The sequence below is a fragment of the Collinsella sp. OM08-14AT genome (assembly GCF_003438115.1).
GTDB lineage: Bacteria > Actinomycetota > Coriobacteriia > Coriobacteriales > Coriobacteriaceae > Collinsella.
In genome coordinates, this window is record NZ_QSTE01000016.1 from 12618 (window position 1) to 28974 (window position 16357).

Annotated in this window: 11 protein-coding genes; 6 read left to right on the forward strand and 5 right to left on the reverse strand. The window is 61.4% G+C overall.

The features are described 5' to 3' along the window. Positions 1 to 378: 378 nt before the first annotated feature. Entirely contained in the window at positions 379 to 2538 is a 2160-nt protein-coding gene (locus DXC18_RS08660; protein ID WP_199412251.1) for a DEAD/DEAH box helicase, read from the reverse strand. Positions 2539 to 3118: 580 nt separating this feature from the next. Between DXC18_RS08660 and DXC18_RS08665 the strand changes: the two genes are divergently transcribed. From DXC18_RS08665 to DXC18_RS08690, 6 genes are all read left to right on the forward strand, one after another. Next, the gene (locus tag DXC18_RS08665) at positions 3119 to 4081 is read left to right on the forward strand and encodes an FHA domain-containing protein (protein ID WP_117716901.1); all 963 of its coding nucleotides are present in this window, start codon (positions 3119 to 3121) and stop codon (positions 4079 to 4081) included. 170 nt (positions 4082 to 4251) lie between these two features. After that, positions 4252 to 6336 (forward strand): DUF6273 domain-containing protein, encoded by a 2085-nt coding sequence (locus DXC18_RS08670; protein ID WP_117716902.1) that lies wholly within the window; start codon positions 4252 to 4254, stop codon positions 6334 to 6336. Positions 6337 to 6908: 572 nt separating this feature from the next. Continuing rightward, entirely contained in the window at positions 6909 to 9248 is a 2340-nt protein-coding gene (locus DXC18_RS08675) for a cation-translocating P-type ATPase (protein WP_117716903.1), read from the forward strand. Positions 9249 to 9395: 147 nt separating this feature from the next. Beyond that, complete coding sequence (locus DXC18_RS08680) at positions 9396 to 9617, forward strand: heavy-metal-associated domain-containing protein (RefSeq protein ID WP_055310331.1); 222 nt, start codon at positions 9396 to 9398, stop codon at positions 9615 to 9617. Positions 9618 to 9659: 42 nt separating this feature from the next. Beyond that, positions 9660 to 9932, forward strand: coding sequence for a metal-sensing transcriptional repressor (locus tag DXC18_RS08685; protein ID WP_055285698.1), 273 nt, complete (start codon positions 9660 to 9662; stop codon positions 9930 to 9932). 146 nt (positions 9933 to 10078) lie between these two features. Next, positions 10079 to 10552 carry a hypothetical protein gene (locus tag DXC18_RS08690; protein ID WP_117716904.1) on the forward strand — a complete coding sequence of 158 codons (474 nt, stop codon included), beginning with the start codon at positions 10079 to 10081 and terminating at the stop codon, positions 10550 to 10552. Positions 10553 to 10685: 133 nt separating this feature from the next. Here DXC18_RS08690 and DXC18_RS08695 read toward each other — a convergent pair whose 3' ends face one another. The 4 genes from DXC18_RS08695 to DXC18_RS08710 form a co-directional block, all read right to left on the reverse strand. Beyond that, complete coding sequence (locus DXC18_RS08695) at positions 10686 to 12056, reverse strand: amidohydrolase family protein (protein WP_233509051.1); 1371 nt, start codon at positions 12054 to 12056, stop codon at positions 10686 to 10688. A 408-nt stretch (positions 12057 to 12464) separates the two neighbouring features. Then, entirely contained in the window at positions 12465 to 13526 is a 1062-nt protein-coding gene (locus DXC18_RS08700) for a hypothetical protein (protein ID WP_147330267.1), read from the reverse strand. A gap of 212 nt (positions 13527 to 13738) precedes the next feature. Then, positions 13739 to 14446, reverse strand: a complete 708-nt coding sequence (locus DXC18_RS08705; protein WP_117716907.1) for a hypothetical protein — start codon at positions 14444 to 14446, stop codon at positions 13739 to 13741. A gap of 426 nt (positions 14447 to 14872) precedes the next feature. Continuing rightward, positions 14873 to 16354, reverse strand: a complete 1482-nt coding sequence (locus DXC18_RS08710; protein ID WP_117716908.1) for a glutamate synthase subunit beta — start codon at positions 16352 to 16354, stop codon at positions 14873 to 14875. Positions 16355 to 16357: the final 3 nt, after the last annotated feature.

Below are 16357 nucleotides of genomic sequence, written 5' to 3' on the forward strand. Positions count from 1 at the left end.
CGCGCCAGCACCGCCGCGGATGGGCAAAACTGTAGGGCGCCGCATCCTTTTAAGTCCCGACATGGCGAGAATGACGCGCCCCTGCTCCGGAAAACGACGAAATCTGACTCAGAACGCTCGCTAGGGATATCCGAAGGCCACCGTTGGCGACGTCAAATCATATGCAGACAACTCGAACTGCAGAATACTCCAAAAAATGCACGGCGCACCCCATGGGACCCATTGCCGCATGGTAGGAAACAGGCCCACGGCATCCTCTAGATGCATTCCCGAGGAAATCACATTTGAACTAGCGATCGGATACGGCAAACAAAAAGGGCCCCGAGCGTAGTTGCTCGGGGCCCTTGGTTCACCTCGCTCTAGCGGGCGATGCGTGCGTTATTTGCGCTTGCCGCCGCCGTCACCGGGGCGACGGGAGCTGCTACCGCGCTTGCCACCACGACTATTGCCATAGCTGCCACGGTTATCGCGACCGCCGGCACGACCGCCACGGGAACCGGCCTGGTTGCCGCCGCGACCACCACGGTAGCCGCCGCGACGCTCTTCGCGGGTATCGTCGTAGTTGCGCCAGTCATCGCGACGATCGCGGCTGGCACGCGGGTCACGACGATCGCGCGACTCGTTAGAACGACCAGCACCGCCGCGGCCGCCGTTACCACGAGCGCCCTCGCCGCCGCGACGCTCGTCTCGGCCACTGCGCTCGTCATCACGACCGGAACGACGACGGTCGCCCGAGCCGCGCTTGCCGCCGCGCGAACCACGGCCCTCGTCTTCGCGCTCAACACGACGACGACCACCACGGTCCTCGTCCTCACGACGACGGCGGTGCGCCTCGCCCTGGAACTGCTTGGCACGGCGCTCGGCACGGTTGCCTCGCGGGACCTGCTCGACGGCACCAGCACCGCCGCGCTCCTCGGCAGCCACCTCGCGGGCAACGCTCTCCACGGCCTCGTCCACGCGAGCCTGAACACCCTCGCGCACGCGGGTCTTGCCGCCGCGCTTGGGACGGCTCGGACGCTCGCCGTCGCCGCGACGCTCGTCTCGGCCGCGGTTAGAACGACCGGCCACATCGCCGTAATCGTCGCCGTTGCGTTTGCCGTCGCGACGTGCCTGCTCAAGCTTCTTCTTGCTCTTGGACTTGCCGCGCTTGGTCTTCTTCTTCACCTTAAAGGCCGCAGGGTCGCGCTCGGGATCAACCGCAGGCGGATTGGGACCCACGTGCAGGTCGTCGGGCTCGTAGATGTCGGCGGTCTTGTCCATGAGCTTCTCAATCTCGTAGAACTCATCGACGTCCTGCTCGGTCACAAACGTGATGGCCCAGCCCAGCTCGCCGGCGCGGCCCGTACGGCCAATGCGGTGGATATAGTCAGTCGGCTCGGCCGGCACGTCAAAATTCACAACGTAGCGCACGTCGCTAATGTCGATGCCGCGGGCGAGCACGTCGGTTGCCACCAGCACGTCGACGGTGCCGTCGCGGAATGCCGAAAGGGCACGCTCGCGCTGGGCCTGGCTGCGGTTGCCGTGAATCGCGGCGGCCTTGATGCCCTTACGCTCCAGACGACGGCAGCAGCTGTCGGCGCGGTGCTTGGTGCGCATAAAGACGATAGTGCGCTCCGGACCCTCCTTCTTGAGGAACTCGGGCAGCAGGTTGTTCTTGGCCTCTATGGACACCGGGAACACAAACTGGTCGACGGTGTCGGCGGTCGACGTGGCGGGCGCGATCTCCACGCGAGCCGGGTCGCTCACCAGGTCGGTGATCTCGCCCACGGCCTCCTCGTCGAGCGTCGCCGAGAACAGCAGCGTCTGGCGCTCGGCCGGCGTCTCGCGCACAATGCGGCGGACGGCGGGCAAAAAGCCCATGTCGAGCATGCGGTCGGCCTCGTCGAGTACCAGCACTTTGACCTCGCCCAGGTGGCAGGCACCCTGCTCGATCAGATCGACCAGACGGCCCGGCGTTGCGACCAGGATGTCGCAACCGTACTTGAGGGCAGCGGTCTGGGGCTTGTAGCTCACGCCGCCCACGACGGTCACGGCAACATGGCCGGTGACGTCGGCGATTTTGCTCGCGACCTCGTCGATCTGCTGGGCAAGCTCGCGCGTAGGGGTGATGACGAGCATCACGGGGCCGCGGCCGTTGCCCTCGGGCTTTTTAGCACCGCGACGACGGTTGCGGCCGCTACGCTCGCGCACAGGCTTGGGCGGAGCGATGTGCTCCAGGTTGTTCATGGTCGGCAGCAAAAAGGCGGCCGTCTTGCCGGTGCCGGTCTGAGCGGCGGCAAGCAGGTCGCGGCCTTCGAGCACCACGGGGATCGAGCCGGCCTGCACGGGCGTCGGCGCCGTGTAGCCCAGGTTCTCGATAGCACGAAGCATCTCGTCAGAAAGGCCCAGCTCGTCAAAGGCGGGCAGGCTCTCGGTAGCGGACTCGACGGCCTGGGCAGCATTGGCCTCATCGGCGGCATCGAAGGCAGCCTGGGTCATGGCCTCGCGGGTCTCGTCCAGGATCTCGGCGTCGGTGACGTCGGATACAGAATTACGCATATGTTGTTGTTCCTTATCTGCACGCGCAATGGGCACGGCATGCGGCCGCGCGGGCGTGCTTGGTAGTGCGCTAATACATACAAAAACGGGTGCGCACAGAGAGGACGTTGCTCAGCACGCTGGCGATCGCTTTGGCAGCCCTATCGCGCGCCGTCCAGACGCAGCAGCTCTAAGCGATGGAGCAGATTCGCCGCGGGTTAGTATACCCGTACTCCGTATGCCCCCACGTAAACCACAGATGACGGAGCAGGTCTGGGCCAATTGTCTCAATCTGTAACATCTACAGGGCAAATCTTCCTCTACGTGTTACAGATCGAGACAAACGGTCGACACGGTTCACAAACGTCTCAATCTGTAACAGTTACCGAGTAAAATCGGTCCTAATTGTTATAGATCAAGACAGAGGGGGATTTCCGTCCGGTCCAAACCAAATCTCTCAGTCTTCCTGCAATTTCGAACATGTGGCCTATAATGTTGCTTTGGTTACGCTACATATTGCGCAGCCATTTAATACGTCGCCCACCGGGGGCCATTAATTCCTATCGCCTTATTGGCTAGGAAGCAATCAAAGGAGGTATCCGTGGCAGCAGAGACGCCTTGCTCGGTCCTCTATAACGATATTCGCTCGTTCGGCGGTCTTAAACATCTCGAGATCGCCCGAATGCTCATCAATGGAAACTCTTATCTCGGCAGTACCCTGCTCGAGAAATGCTCTTCCAACCGCTCGTATCTCACCCGTTACATCGTCCATCGCGAGCCTGACCAGTGCGCGCCCGCCATCTACAGCGACTTTGCCGTCACCACGCTCAATCTTTCCGCGGCAATCTGCAGCAAGCTCGGCGGCGGCGAGTCCGCCTATCAGGCAATCGCCGAGCACTATCGCGGCCCGGCCGCCAACGAAATGATGTCGGCTCTCGCCAGCTACAAGCTGGACAGCCGCCTATATGCAAATGCCCTCAATCACATCGACAACTTTGACGGCAATGCCGTGCGCGAGAAGAGTACGCTTTACCTTATGCTCTTTGTGGCAACGGGAGCGCTCGCCGATCCCGTTCAGGGCATGGCTACCGTCGAGCGCTTTTGTGACAGCAAGACGGGTGGGCACTTTGGCACCACCGAGACCACCGTCGGCCGTGGTTTTTTGAGCAGCTTGGATCAACCGCGTGCCGTCGCTCCCAACCTCGGTTTGCTTAGGATGCACGCCGGAAACAGCGTTGACATGCAGGTCCACCCCCTTACGCGTGACCCGCGCGGCACGGTAATTGGCTCCTTGCCCAAAACCTCGCCCAGCATCACCGATGTGGGCGCCGACGCATCGCGCGAGCATCTTCGCATTTGGCTTGAGGGTGAGCACTGGTACGCCCAGGGCCTTGGATCGACCAACGGCACAGTGCTCGAATCGGGCGCGGGCGACGGCGATATTGTGATTGAGCCGCCGCGCGACCAACGCGAGTCCGGCAAGATCTATCCCCCCGTGGAAATCGCCAACAGCGACAGACTTCATTTGGGTCTCTATACAACGTTTCTCGTTATTGTGGACTAGCGCGTAGAGACGTGGGAAACAGATGTCACTCGTCTTATATCATTTACGTTGCACGCTGCACTATAAATAGCAATACGAGTCAGCTTATCGGCAAACACGTCTATCATGGGCTTTAATCGATAATCGCGTTCTCGATGTGAGCACGCGGCCCCACCAAACGAAGGAACGCCTTGGATACCACCAACACCGCCTCTGGCGACAAACTCATCCGTCTCGACACGTTCGATACCGCCGTGGCGGTCGACCCCAGCGCCGAGGACGACGCCAAGCGACGGTTTATGACGCTTATTCTTCAGACTGCATACCGCGACGACGGCAATATCGGGCACGTGCTGCGCGCGACCAACACGAGCGGTGAGGTCTTTGCCGTCAAGCTGCTCAAGGACAACACCATCCTTTCCGGCCAAGCCCCCGATCGCTCCACCGAGCAAGCGGCTGCGCACCTGGCCAACACCGCCGCGCTGTTCGAGGAGTACCGTCATCTGTGCACCGTCTCGCACCTGCGCGGATTTCCGCGCGTCTATGGCTATGGATCGTGCGAGGACGACCCGCTCATCCTCATGGAGTGGGTCGAGGGCACCTCGCTCAAGCAGGCGCTGCCCTTGCTTCCGCACGATGTCTCGGGCGGGCTAACCACCCAGATGGTGGCCGCCGTTGGAAACGCCGTGCTTCGCGCACTCCTGATGACCCAGGGACTCGTAAATCCGGTCGTCCATCGCGACCTGTCGCCCGCCAATATCATGTTCCGTACCACCAGTCGAACGCTCGAGCAGCAGGTCGTCGATTGCTCCTTTGACCCCTGCCTCATCGACATGGGCTCCGCGACCATGGCTCTCGGCGACGACACGATCACCCGGCGCGCCGACATCTGGCGTTTTGCCACGCCCGCATACGCCGCGCCCGAGATGCTCACGCAGGATATCGAAGGCATCGCGGCCCTTCGCCGCTCGCCCGCCATCGATGTCTATGCGCTATCGAGCATTCTGTACCAGCTCTACAGCGGTCGCAAACCGTTCGATGTGGAGTCGACGGGTGCCGCGGCAACCGGCTCGTTCTACCTCATAAAGACCAAGACCAAGCCGGCACCGCTCGAGCCGCGATGCAATGACGACGAGGCACTCGTCCAGATCATCATGAAAGGTATCTCGGTTGAACAGGGCGATCGCCCCACCGAGCAGCAGATGCTCGAGGCGCTCTCGGCATACCTCCCCGCTGCAGAATCTGAGGGCCGTGAGGGCGCGGGCAGTGACGCCGCAATCGACATCGACGCCGGTACACACCTTAAGGTCGACGTCGCCGGCGAGCGCGCGAGAGAGATCCTGGAGCAGGCCCGGCACGATGCCATGACCCGCCGCCGCTTTATTATCGGCGGCGTTGTCGCAGCCGTTGCGGGACTCGGCGTTATCGGGGCGGCAACCCATGGCTTTGGCATCCCCGACTATCTGGACGGCATCCGCGGTTCACTTGGCGACTACACCTGGGATCAGCTGCAGGAGATTTCGCTCAAGATTAGGGCCGCCGAGACCCGTAGCGAGGCACGCGAGATTGTCAAGCGCTATCATCTGCTCGATGCCGATGGGCATATCCCCTATCCGTGTACCAAGCGCGTCACGCTCACCAACGGACTGCAGGTTGGCGCGCAGCTCGTGGGCATCCGCCACGACGAGCTTTTGGACGGAACGGGCAAGGCCGGACTGACGTTTATGTTCGATGCCGGCATTGCCGAGCGCGACGCCGCGGCCCAACCGTTGAGCGCCGGCTGGGCAGATTGCGAACTGCGGGAATGGCTCGATGGCGACGGCCTTAAGCTGCTGCCCAACGAGTTGCGCGCACTCATCAAATCTGTCAAAAAGATCTCGAATAACATTGGCGCCGCCAGAAGTGCATCGTGTCTGAGCAAGTTGCCCGCAACCCTTTGGCTGCCCGCCATGGTCGAGCTGTGCGGCAATCAGCCACCCGAGTCATTTACCGAGGACTTTCACTACCTGGCCGACATCTATAACGGCGAGGGCAAGGAGTACCAACTCTTCCGCGAGCTCAAGGTGAGCCCGTATTCCACGAACGAGACGATGGTCCGCCAGTGGAAGGGCAAGGACACCTGCTGGTGGGAGCGCACGGTGAGCCCCGACACATCGGAGAGCGAAGGCACACTCTATATGAATCGCGTGGGACGCGACGGCGACGTCTTTACGTACGCAACGCCTGCAAGCAAGCCCAACAAGCGAACCTGCGTGATTCCCGGATTCTGCATCTAGGCGGCGGGCGTCTTGCCGTGACGGGACCCCTCCCCGGCAATTGTCTCAATCTGTAACACTAGCTCGGCAGATACAGGTCTAGATGTTACAGAACGAGACAAACCTCAACCCCGCGAGACAACATCTCAATCTGTAACAGTAAGGGGTTAAAAACCTCTCTAGATGTTACAGATTAAGACATTTGAGTTGACCGCGGACAGTCTGTCTCGATCTGTAACAGTTAGAACCCAAAAAACCAGTCTAGATGTTACAGATTAAGACATTGAGTTTCCTGCCAACTGTTTGTCTTGATCTGTAACAAATACTCGGTAAAACGGGGTCTAGTTGTTACAGATCGAGACGTTAGTTTTCGGTTGAAATGTTTGTCTAAATCTGTAACAGCTATGGTTCAAAAACCGGTCCAGACGTTACAGATTGAGATGTTTGGCAGAGACGGCCACCGATTGAGCAGCCACCCTCATCTGTAATGAAAAGTCATACATTCCAACTATTACTGGACACCCCCAGGGGGTATGGGTGTATAGTATCGGTTGGTTAACATTTCCGACACTACGTCACAGAAAGGAGAAACCATGGCTCAAGATAAGTTCGACGTGGGCGGCATGACATGCGCCGCCTGCCAGGCGCACGTGGACCGTGCCGTGAGCAAGCTCGATGGCGTCGAGAGCGTCGCGGTCAATCTGCTCGCCGGCTCCATGATGGTCGACTATGACCCCGCGCAGGTCACCCCCGACGACATCTGCACCGCCGTCGATCGTGCTGGCTACTCGGCCTCACCCGTCAGCACGGGCACCGACGCCGCCCAAAGCGGCAGTACGCAAGCCAGGTCCGGCGCCGCCCATATGGAGTCGCCCACCAAAAAACTGGAGGCCGCCGCCTCTGCCATGCGCACTCGTCTCATCGTCTCGATCGTATTCCTCATCCCACTGTTCTACATAGGCATGGGGCACATGCTTGGCTGGCCGCTGCCCGGCATTTTCACCGACCATACCCACAGCATGACGCTCGCCCTCACCGAGCTCGTCCTGCTTATCCCCATCGTCTATGTCAACGACGCGTACTTTATCAACGGGTTTAAATCGCTCGCGCACGGCGCGCCCACCATGGACGCCCTTATTGCCGTGGGCGCCACCGCTTCCGTCGCCTGGTCGTTCTATGCCATGTTTATCATGGCCGACCAGCTGGCCGCCGGGCAAATCCACGAGGCCATGATGACGAGCATGGGCAACCTGTATTTTGAGAGTGCGGGCACGATCCTGTCGCTCGTCACCGTGGGCAAATACCTCGAGACACGCAGCAAATCCAAGACCGGCGGCGCCATCGAGGCGCTCATCGACCTGGCGCCCAAGAGCGCGACCGTCGTGGCAGAGGACGGCACCGAGACCACCGTCGACGTCGACAGCATCCTTCCCGGCCAGGTCCTGCGCGTACGCCCCGGAGAGTCCATCCCCGTCGATGGCGTGGTGCTCGAGGGCAGCTCGGCCGTGGACGAGAGTGCGCTCACCGGCGAGTCCATCCCCGTGGAAAAGACCGCCGGTGCCACCGTCAACGCGGCCACGGTCAACCGCACGGGCTCGTTTACATTCCGCGCCACGCGTGTGGGCGCCGACACGTCGCTCGCCAAGATTATCCAGCTCGTCGAGGACGCCAACACCACCAAGGCGCCCATCGCCCGCATGGCCGACAAAGTCGCCGGCGTGTTCGTGCCCGTGGTGTTTGTAATCTCTGCCGTAACTTTTGTGGCGTGGATGGTGCTGACCGGAAGCATCAACGAGGCGCTCACTTCCGCTGTCGCCGTGCTGGTGATCAGTTGTCCGTGCGCGCTCGGCCTGGCCACGCCCGTCGCCATTATGGTGGGCACCGGCAAGGGCGCCGAGATGGGCATTCTGTTTAAGAGCGCTGAGGCGCTGGAGAACCTGCGCAGCGTGGGCACCGTGGTGCTCGATAAGACGGGCACGGTCACCCGCGGCAAGCCGGCCGTGACCGACATTGTGGTTGTCGCGCGCGCCGACGGCTCGCCCGCTATGAGTGAAAAGGCGTTACTGAAGCTCGCTGCCGCGCTGGAGCGCTCGAGCGAGCACCCGCTGGCCGAGGCGATCATGGCCGAGTGCGAGTCGCGCGGAATCGTGGCGCGCACGGTCGAGGACTTTGCCGCCGTGCCTGGACGAGGCGTTACGGCGCGCGAGGGACAAAACGTCATCGCTGCCGGCAACGTGCGCCTGATGGTCGAGCTGGGCGCGAAGGTGCCCGCCGGCCTTGCCGAACAATTTGCCGCCGAGGGCAAGACGCCGCTGTTCTTTGCCAAGAACGGCGAGCTTGTCGGCACCATCGCCGTGGCTGATGAGGTCAAGGAGACGAGCGCCGAGGCCATCGCCGCGCTCCGCAAGCTCGGCGTCGATGTGCGCATGCTCACTGGCGACAACCGCGTGACGGCCGAGGCCATCGCCCGCCGCGTGGGACTGAGCAGCGAGCAGGTCATCGCCGACGTCCTCCCCGCCGACAAGGAACGCCACGTGCGCGAACTGCAGGATGCGGGCGGCAAGGTCGCCATGGTGGGCGACGGCATCAACGACTCCCCCGCCCTGGCGCGCGCCGACGTGGGCCTTGCTATCGGCACCGGCGCCGACATCGCCAAGGAGGGCGCCGACGTGGTACTCATGCGCAGCGACCTCATGGACGTCGCCCGAGTCATCGAGCTTTCACGCGCCACGATCCGCAACATCAAGCAGGACCTGTTCTGGGCACTGTTCTACAACGGCATCGGCATTCCGCTGGCGGCGGGCGTGTTCTTCCCGCTCACCGGATGGCAGCTCTCGCCGATGTTTGGCGCCGCGGCCATGAGCCTGTCGAGCGTGTGCGTCGTAAGCAATGCTCTGCGCCTGCGAACCTTTAAGCCTAAAGTGGCAAAATAGGCTCACTATTACGTCCATTTAGAACGGGTTTTCCAGGTGCCAGAGATTGACCTGAAAGAGGAGCGACGCGTACTTTGGTACGCGAGCGACGGCTTGAAGGTCAAGGTCGGGTGTCTGGGAAAGCCGACACAACAGAGAGGAATACCGATGCGATACACAATCAAGACTTCCGGCCTCATGTGCGGCCACTGCGACGCCACCGTCGAGACGGCGTTGCTCAACGTTGCCGGCGTGACCGACGCCGATGCCGATCACGAGACTCAGACCGTCCAGGTGGAGTGCGCCGACACCGTGACCGCCGAGCAGCTCGCCGCCGCTGTCGAGGCCGCGGGTGAGAAGTTCCACGCCCTTTCGGTGACCGCCGCGTAACGACCCGCAGGTACCCCCCCCGACCAGAAACGAGGACCCGCCATGATGGCAGACCACAAATCGGTAACCCGCATGCTCAAGACGGCACGCGGCCAGATCGACGGCATCTTGCGGATGGTCGATGAGGACCGTTACTGCGTCGATATTTCCACGCAGCTCATGGCAACGCAGGCGCTCATTGCGCGCATCAACGCCGACGTGCTCAAGGCGCATATCGAGGGCTGCGTGACTTCGGCAATCGAATCGGGCGACGAAGACCTCAAGGCCGCCAAGCTCGCCGAGATCGAACGCGTCGTCGACAAGCTCTCCAAGTAATTGGGGCATTGGGGACGGACTGCTTTGCACCTTCTTGGTGCATCGGGGACAGGTATGTTTGCACCACCTTGGTACAGATTGACCTGTCCCCCTTGCTCTAAATCGGGTATAAAGGCGTGCAGCATATCGAACGAAAGGCAATTTGCATGAATGACTTTATGAAGGGCCGCAATGGCGCCGATGAGCTCACCATCGTTATGGGCTTTGTCGGCATCGTCATCGCGATGATCGGATCGATAGCCCATATCCAGTGGCTCAGCTGGATTGCCATCGCCGTAATCGTGATTGGCGTGCTGCGCGGCCTGTCCAAAAACATCGACGCACGTCGCAAGGAAAACGCGGCCTTTGTCGCCGCGACCGCTAACGTCCCCGGCCTGGGCAAGTTCGTAGCGAGCTTGGGTAGCGGCGCCGCGGCTGCCAACGCCTCGCGCACGGCCGGTACCAGCAAGGAAGACTTTGAGCGTGCCAAGCGCACGGCCAAGAAGATGTGGAAGGGTCGCAAGACCACAGCATACCTCAAGTGCCCCAACTGCGGCCAGATGCTCTCCGTCCCCAAGGGCAAAGGCAAGATCCGCGTCACCTGCCCCAAGTGCCACGCCAAGATGGAAACCCGCTCCTAACGCCCGCACGCGGGACAAATTAATCAGGTTTGTTTGTCCCAAATCTTAAGTATTTGTTCGATAAAAAAGCCGAGGCCTCGTGTTGAGACCTCAGCTTTTTGCATGCGGCAACGGAGCTGCCCCTTTGTCACATCTACGCCACACCGTCGCGGGCAAGCTCCTCGGCCAACGCCTCGGCAGGCATGGCCATAATCGCGTCGAGCTCGGCGTCCACCTCGGGAATACGCTTCACCTTGAGCTTGCGTACCAAATCACCGCGACACATCACATGCGTCGGCTCACGCAGAGTGCACAGGTCATCGAGCGGATTCTTGCGCGTCACCAGGATATCGGCGGCCTTGCCGCACTCGATCGTACCGGTCTCGCCGCCCAGCCCCAGCAGCTCGGCGTTGACTTGCGTAGCCGTATGCAGCGCGAAGGCGTTGCTCACACCGACATACTTGGCAAAATAGGCCACCTCACGCCACATGTCGTACTGCGTCACGAACGGGCAGCTTGAGTCCGTGCCCAGGCCCACCTTAATGCCAGCTTCCAGCGCGGCACGGGCGCTCTCGATGATGCCCGAGCACACGATGTCGCCGTTCTTCTTTTGTGTATCGGTCGAATGGGTCTTTTCCGGGTCGAGCAATACAAACGGCAGCGCCGGGCTGATCGTGCAGGTCACGCTCGGCGCGCGTCCCTCGAGCTGTGTGCCCGCGGCGCCGCGATACAGCTCCAGGATCTCGGGCGTCATCGGGGCACCGTGCTCGATCGTGTCGACCCCGGCCTCAAGCGCGGCCTTCACGCCCTCGGTGCTCTCGACATGAGCCATAACCGGCAGGCCCACCTCGTGCGCCGCCTTGCACGCCGCCGCGGCAACATCGATCGGCATGCGCAGCACGCCCGGCTCGCCAACTTCGGTCGCGTCGAACACGCCACCCGTCACGAACAACTTGATGACGTCGGCACCACGAGCGTACAAGTCGCGCACCTGTTCGGCCGCCTCGTCGGGCGTATTGGCGACCTGCGCGAACAGCCCCGCGCCGTGGCCACCCGGCACTGTAACGCCCGTTCCCGGCGCTACCAGACGCGGACCCTGATACTTGCCGGCATCGATAGCATCGCGCACGGCGATGTCGGCAAACAGCGGGTCACCCGCACCGCGCACCGTAGTCACGCCGCTTGCCAGCTGCTGTTGGGCGCTGCCTTTGAGGATGTGGCGAACGATGGCGCGGCCCACGGGATTGTCGAGCTTCTTCATCAGCGCGCCCGCATCACCCGCCGAGACCGGCTTGCCCGAACCGCACAGATGCACGTGCATATTGATGAGGCCCGGCATGAGATACGCCCCTGCCAGGTCGATGACCTCGGCCCCCGCTGGAGCTTGGGCCACAGCGCTCGGTCCCATCCAGGTGATGATGCCACGCTCGACGACCACGGCCATATCGGGCTGCGGCTCCATATGCTCCGAACCATCCAGAACGGTCGCATTGATAAACAATGTGGGACGATCGGCAGATGCCATATCGAGCTCCTCCCTCACGAGCAACTTGAACATTTGTCCATTATCACCCAGTGCGGCAGGGTTGCTGCGGACATATCGGTTAACGGAGAAAGGATGAGACACGGAGAACGGAATGCATTGCAGTCCCATCCCAGCGACATCCGGGAAATGTCTAGATCTGTAACAGGTAGACCGGGTTTTAGCAGCCAGATGTTACAGATCGAGATCTTTCGGCACCGCGTCCAACCTTTGTCTCAATCTGTAACAAGTAGACAGGTTTTCGGCCTCTAGATGTTACAGATCGAGATATTTTAGCGGCAGCCAACCTTCTGTCTCGATCTGTAACAGTTGCGAGGCCAAACGGCCCCTTGTTGTTACAGATCGAGACAAACTCGGCAGGAACAACCACATCCGCGTCAGTTACACCCCTCAGCGCCCATACCACTGCCGCCTCCACTGCTCAGCCAAATCGGCCCACTGCGGAATGCCCGCCAGTCTCATCTTTTCAGCCAGCTTCCCCGGATTCTTGAGCTCATCAAACGTAAAACTCAGCACCTTATGTCCGAGCATCGTCAGATGAGACTCTCGCTGACGTTCTGCCACGAACGGGTCGACCGACTCCCGACCCTCGTCGTTCTGTAAGGCATACTTTCCCTTTCCATCGAGCTCGCCAATCACGCACGTCCCGTCCTCGAGCCTCCAGAAATAATCAACGCGAAACACTTGGCTCGAATCAAGCGGGTCACGAAACTCCACCTGCAACTCTGGCACCGGAAAACCGTATGCAATAAAGAATGCCCGGAACCGAGACTCGCCACCGTTTTCGGACAGCCCGTCCGCATGCGACGCAATCACCTGAGCTCTGCGATATCCGCGTCTGCCCTCGCAATCGGCCTGGAGCCGTTCGCAGAGGTCGTCGCGCGATATGCCCTTCGCCCGCAGCGCAGAATCGGCGATCGCCAGACCATACGAAAACGGCGCACGCAGCAGACAGTCCTTCACCGTGCGCCAAAACGGCGTCACTCGCACGCCGTCGACGCGCTCAAGCGCACCCGCCGCCTGCGGACGCAACAGCCGGCATCCTGCACTCAGCGGCACCGAGCAACCTGTCTTAACAAGAAATCGCGGCCCAAGCAGATCATTTGGCACCTCCAGACCCCACAAAAGTGCCGCGTCGTAACCCCAAAACGCCCAATCGGGATGAAACTCCGCAAGCCCTTTGATGGTCCGCAGCGCTCGCTCCGTCGGCGTCAACGCATCCCAATCATGCTGAAAACAGAACAGGTGCGACTCAGGCTCCGCGATATCGTCGGTTCCCACATGGCGCCGCAGCCACATGAGCTCGGCATTGTCGTGCGTCACAAGCAGCACGCCTAGTTCAGCCGCCTCCGTGAGCCTGGCAAGCATCCTATTCCGCGCCAACGTGTTGCGAGCCGTATGCTTGTGTTTGAGAACGGTATTAGACACTTCCATCACCACCACATCGGACAAATGGACCATTGTCACCGTTGCCTCCGCTGATAAACGTCTTGATCTGTAACAGTTAGACGTTCTCCAGGCCCCTAAACGTTACAGATTTAGACAAACCAGCGGCGCCCAGGTATTCGTCTCGATCTGTAACAGGTAGACCGGTTTTTTGTCCCTAAACGTTACAGATCGAGACATAAAGGCAGAAGGCAAGGCAGGCGACAACCGTCCATCCCCTACTCCCATTCCTGTTCGTAGATGTTGAGCGACTTTACGTACCGCCCCTGGGCGCCCATGATGTCGCGGACCAGACGCAAGAAGAAGCTGATGCACGAGGTGTCAAAGCCGTCCTGCAGGTCCTCCGGATGCACCGCACCCGGCCCATCGACCGCCGTATCGCTCAGCCGCGCGATGTCATACAGGTAGAGCTGTCCCGCCGTAAGCCAGACATCGTCGACGCAGGCGAGGCGCACCGCAATCGCGCCGTCACTCCAGTGCTCCTTCTGCACGATATGCGGATCGTAGACATCAAAGCGATGATCGGTGCGTGTGTCCTTCAGCGCAACCATGCCGTTCGCAGGATCCTTGTCCAAAATGCCAAAGCGCGAGAAATACTGCGTGTCGCGTACCTGCTCGAGCCGCTTGAGCGAGGCAGGCGAAAGCGATGCCGGCGGCTCGTCAACATACAGCTCGAGCAGCGTCTTGCCATGGCGATAGGGGCGCTCGAAGAGCAGCCAATCGGTAAATGCCATGTTGTAGGCCATGATTTCGTTTTGCGAAGGCTCGGTGCAATAGCTGAGCCACGGGTCGACAATGATCTCGAACTGTTCGCGCGCCGGCTCCAAAAACTGGAACTTCCGCAGCATCCAAAAATGGGCCATGTCGGCAATATCGTTGCCGACGGCTTCGGCTAGCTCTGCTCTGTCAAAAGCGTGGTCAGTCATGGCATCCTCCTCAAACTGATGGACCTCAATTTGAGCTTACGAGGAAGGTGGGCAGCCACGACCAGCGCGGGCAAAATAGGCCTCCGACTGCAAACCAGATACTGACCAAACACTTGACGAAAAGCTTGATCGAAAATGCGCACCGCAACAAAACCGCAGGTAGACATAGACGGCCAACCCGCCCTTTTGAGCCAGATGCCCGCAGCCACCACAGAAACAACAGGTGACCACAGCCCGAGAAGTCGACAAATGAACATCCGTACGTCGACAAACGAGCAAACTGCTCGCAAATCCGCAAGGAGTGTCCCCGAGTGCCGACAGAAAAGGAACGTCCCTAACTGCCGGCACTTAGGCGGCACTTAGGGACGTTCCTTTTGTGCCGGCCGTTGGGGACAGCCCTTGACGATTCAGCTGTGGGCAGCAGCCTTACAGCGCCAGCGCGTCGGCGACTTCGGCAGCGCAGGCCAAGGCGTCGGCCATAGCGTTCACCACGAGCGAGCTGCCGTTGCGAGCGTCACCGGCAACATACACCGGCGCGGCATCCGCGGCGACGCCCTCCGTGCGAGCCGCGAGATGCGAGCCCTCGGCAGCCATCACCGGCAGCGGACGACCAGCGATGGCAACAGGCACGCTCACCGCATCGAACACGCCGTGCTCCGGACCCGTAAAGCCGCAGGCAATGAGCACCAGCTGCGCCGGCACCTCGTGCTCGGAGCCCGCGATGCGCTCGGGCTTTCCCGCCGACCAGTCCAGATCGACCACGCGCAGACCCGCAGCCGCACCCTTCTTGTCCAACAGCACCTCGAGCGTATCCACGCCCCAGGCACGCATCTCACCACCCATCGCAGCGATAGCCTCCTGCTGGCCGTAGTCGGTCTTCTTAACGTTGGGCCACTGCGGCCAGGGGTTGCTCGCCGCGCGCTTATCGGGCGCAGCCGGCAAGAACTCAAACTGGCGCACGCTGCGCGCGCCCTGACGCACCGCGGTACCCACGCAGTCGTTGCCGGTATCGCCACCGCCAATGACCACGACGTCCAGGCCGCGTGCGTTCACCGCGGGCTTGCCGCCATCGAGCACCGAGACGGTCGAAGCCGTCAGGTAGTCCACGGCATACACCACGCCCGGGGCATCAATGTTCGCAGCCGAAAGTCCACGCGGAGCACGGGCGCCGGCAGCCACCACGGCGGCGTCAAAGTCGTCGAGCCTGGCGGTAACCTTGGGATCGCTCACGTCGGCGCCCAGCTCGAACACAATACCCAGCTCGCGCATGAGCGCCACACGACGCTCAACCACAGACTTCTCGAGCTTCATGTTGGGAATGCCGTACATGAGTAGGCCGCCGGGGCGGTCGTCGCGCTCAAACACCGTCACGCGGGCACCGCGACGTGCAAGCTCCCATGCTGCCACCAGGCCAGCCGGGCCGGAACCAACCACGGCGACCGAGGGCGCGTCCTCCCCTGCCGGCTCAAAGCGACGTGGGCCGCCGTTGGCCCACTCATGGTCGCTGATCGCACGCTCGTTATCGTGAATCGTCGTGGGTTGGCCGTCGACCGAGCCCAGGTTGCACGCGGCCTCGCACAGTGCCGGGCACACGCGGCTCGTGAACTCAGGCATGGGCGAGGTGAGCGACAGGCGCTCGGCAGCCTCAACCCAGCGGCCGCGGTACACCAGCTCGTTCCACTCGGGAATCAAGTTGTGCAGCGGGCAGCCGCTCGGACGTGCCTTGCCAAAGCTCGCGCCCATCTGGCAAAACGCCACGCCGCACATCATGCAGCGGCTCGCCTGGGCGCGACGTGCGTCGTCATCGAGCTCCACATACAGGGGATCAAAATCATGACTGCGCTCCTCCACGGGACGCAGCTCGTGGGTCACGCGATCGATATCAAGAAAAGCACCGGGCTTATCCATGGC